The sequence below is a fragment of the Neisseria sp. P0021.S005 genome (assembly GCF_051956955.1).
In genome coordinates this window covers 1-2318 of sequence record NZ_JBQCWY010000482.1, presented here as the reverse complement: position 1 = coordinate 2318, position 2318 = coordinate 1, and the positions used below count along the sequence as shown (strand labels likewise).

At 46.8% G+C, this 2318-nt stretch carries 4 protein-coding genes and 1 pseudogene; 3 read left to right on the top strand and 2 right to left on the bottom strand.

Annotated features, from left to right (window positions below; genetic code table 11):
- Together ACTHUE_RS15860 and ACTHUE_RS15855 are read left to right on the top strand one after the other, a co-directional pair.
- Positions 1-247 (top strand): SMI1/KNR4 family protein (locus tag ACTHUE_RS15860; RefSeq protein WP_440423964.1); only part of this gene is annotated, 247 nt, incomplete at its 5' end.
- 403 nt (positions 248-650) lie between these two features.
- A pseudogene (locus ACTHUE_RS15855) lies at positions 651-923 on the top strand (hemagglutinin repeat-containing protein); the annotation flags it as partial.
- Here the strand turns inward: ACTHUE_RS15855 and ACTHUE_RS15850 are convergent.
- A complete protein-coding gene (locus tag ACTHUE_RS15850) occupies positions 822-1277 on the bottom strand; it encodes a GNAT family N-acetyltransferase (protein ID WP_234396013.1) in 456 nt (151 codons plus the stop codon). The pseudogene ACTHUE_RS15855 and the gene ACTHUE_RS15850 overlap by 102 nt on opposite strands.
- Positions 1278-1444: 167 nt before the next feature.
- On the opposite strand from ACTHUE_RS15850, the gene ACTHUE_RS15845 reads away from it, so the two are divergent.
- Positions 1445-1711: a DUF3079 domain-containing protein gene (locus tag ACTHUE_RS15845; RefSeq protein ID WP_003686685.1), complete on the top strand. Its 267-nt coding sequence runs from the start codon at positions 1445-1447 to the stop codon at positions 1709-1711.
- A gap of 82 nt (positions 1712-1793) precedes the next feature.
- On the opposite strand, the gene ACTHUE_RS15840 is transcribed toward ACTHUE_RS15845, so the two are convergent.
- On the bottom strand, positions 1794-2276 hold the full coding sequence (locus tag ACTHUE_RS15840) for a dihydrofolate reductase (protein WP_070461535.1): 483 nt from the start codon (positions 2274-2276) through the stop codon (positions 1794-1796).
- Between the last annotated feature and the right edge of the window lie 42 nt (positions 2277-2318).

Below are 2318 nucleotides of genomic sequence, written 5' to 3'. Positions count from 1 at the left end.
TATCTATACCTATTCATGCATTGATAATGAATATGGCTATGGAAACCAAGTTGTTGCATTTGGAATAAGTGCAAATGGCGATTATATTTGTTTTGATTACCGTAAGAATTCAAGTAATCCATCCATCGTACTTATGTATCATGATGAATTTTACGAAGATGAACTAGGTAATACCAAGATGATTACAGTTCCCATCACACCTGATTTTGATAGTTTTATAGATAAACTTTATCAAGATGTAGATTAACTGGCACTACTAACCAGCATAGCCTGTGTAACCAACCAAAAAAGTGAAATGGTAGGATGTGCATTCATGCACACGCGGTTTTGGTTTCGCTGAACTCCGTTTCAGGCTGCCTTAAAACCACTTACCTTTCCTTTTTACTTTAACTAATCGTAACTCTAAACTATGCCCACTCCCCCCTAAACATTCTCTCACCCAAGCTCTATCCCAGTGAGCCATATAACGAAAGCGAAGCACCCGGTGCTATCACTTGGTTGTGGTATTAATCCCATGCACCGCCAAGTGCCTATTGCCTGTGTAAAAAAAGAAAATCAACTCACCGAAAAAAACAAGCAAGAAGAATTAAGCACATGACAAAAAACCGTGTATATCCTTGCCCAAGCGGTATTTAGAAGCAGCGGTTGCAGCAGCAGAAGTCAGCATTTCCATAACCTACGGCGAACAGCAAAACCGACAAACCACCCAAGTTCAAGTAAATCAAGCCCAAGCCAGCCAAATTCAAGCAGGCGGTAAAACTACCCTTATTGCCGGAGGTGCAGGCGAACAATCCAATATCAACATCACAGGATCGGATGTTTCAGGTAAAGCAGGAACCGGCCTGATTGCCGATAACGACATCACACTCCAATCCGCCGAACAAAGCAGCAGCGAACGCAGCAACAACAAAAGCAGCGGCTGGATAGAGATACAGATGCGGCAAACCCAGTTCGCGTGCTTTATCCAGACAAAACGAAACCAGCTGCCTGCCTACGCCCAAACCGCGAAATTGCGGCAAAACGAACACATCACCCAGCCAATATTCGTATTCGGGAAAACACGCCATATCAAACCGCTTTAATGCCGCCGAACCCATCAGCCGCCCTTCGTTATCGACAGCCGCAAACGCCAGCGGCAAGTCATCCCCATTAAGGCACTGTGCGTAATACACACGGATTTTGTCCAGAGACGACCACGGCGCAAAATCGTGCCATTCCTCAAATAGCGTGAGTGATAAAGGCTCGACAAATTCAGGCTTCAGACGGCATATGTTCATATCGGGTCCTCTTGTTGTACCGCGTAGGGATTATTTTCACAGTATAGGCCGTCTGAAAGGTTAACACATCTTAAAAAATCAGCGTAAAACACGATAAACCCGCCGCCAGCCCCATTCAAATCACTTATAATTCTGCCCATACCGCACACAAACAAAAGAAGAACACCATGGCCAAGAAATTTCCCATTTTCCCGAAAAATCCCGAGCGTATCTGCTGGGGTTGCGACAAATACTGCAAAGAAGACGATCTGCAATGCGGCAACGGTTGCGAGCGCATCCAACATCCCATCGAATTGGACGGCCGCGACTGGTATAAAAAAGGCGACTGGAGCAATTTGTTGAGCGAAGAGCAGCAAATCGAACTTGGACTGAAAGAAGCACCCAAGCCGGCCAAACCGCATATCAAGCTGCCTTTAAAAAACAAAACGGCTTAAACGGTATGCCGTAAACAAACGAAATAAAAAGGCCGTCTGAAACCTGAAAAACAGGGTTTCAGACGGCCTTTGCGTTGTCGGATTATGCCTTCACATAATGCACAAACGCGTATTCGATGCCTTTGGCGGAAACATGGTTTTCCCGAGAGGCTTCTTGCCATGTTTCTGTGGAAAACTCAGGAAAAAACGCATCGCCGTCCACATCCAAACCGACTTCGGTCAAACGCAAATCCGTGGCAATCGGCAGGGCTTGTGCATAAATTTGAGCGCCGCCCATGATGATGACTTCTTCAGCCCCCTGACACAAAGCCAGCGCATCTTCCAAAGAAGCCGCCGTTTGCGCACCTTCGGCCTGATAATCTTGGCGGGTGATGACGATATTTTGACGGCCGGGCAGCGGTTTGCGCGGCAGAGATTCCCATGTTTTGCGGCCCATAATGACGGGTTTGCCGGTGGTGTAGGATTTGAAAAAGGCAAAATCCTCGGGCAAATGCCAAGGCATAGTGTTGTTGATGCCGATACAGCGGCGGGCGGCGTAGGCGGCGATAAGGGTGATTTTCGGCATGATGAAGTCCGTTTGCAAAATAAAATGATTATAGCGGAAGGG

What these genes read in the sequence shown, in the direction of transcription:
- ACTHUE_RS15845 (WP_003686685.1), top strand. Translation starts at nt 1,445, where the DNA reads ATGGCCAAGAAATTTCCCATTTTCCCGAAAAATCCCGAGCGTATCTGC.
- ACTHUE_RS15840 (WP_070461535.1), bottom strand. Translation starts at nt 2,276, where the DNA reads ATGCCGAAAATCACCCTTATCGCCGCCTACGCCGCCCGCCGCTGTATC.
- ACTHUE_RS15850 (WP_234396013.1), bottom strand. Translation starts at nt 1,277, where the DNA reads ATGAACATATGCCGTCTGAAGCCTGAATTTGTCGAGCCTTTATCACTC.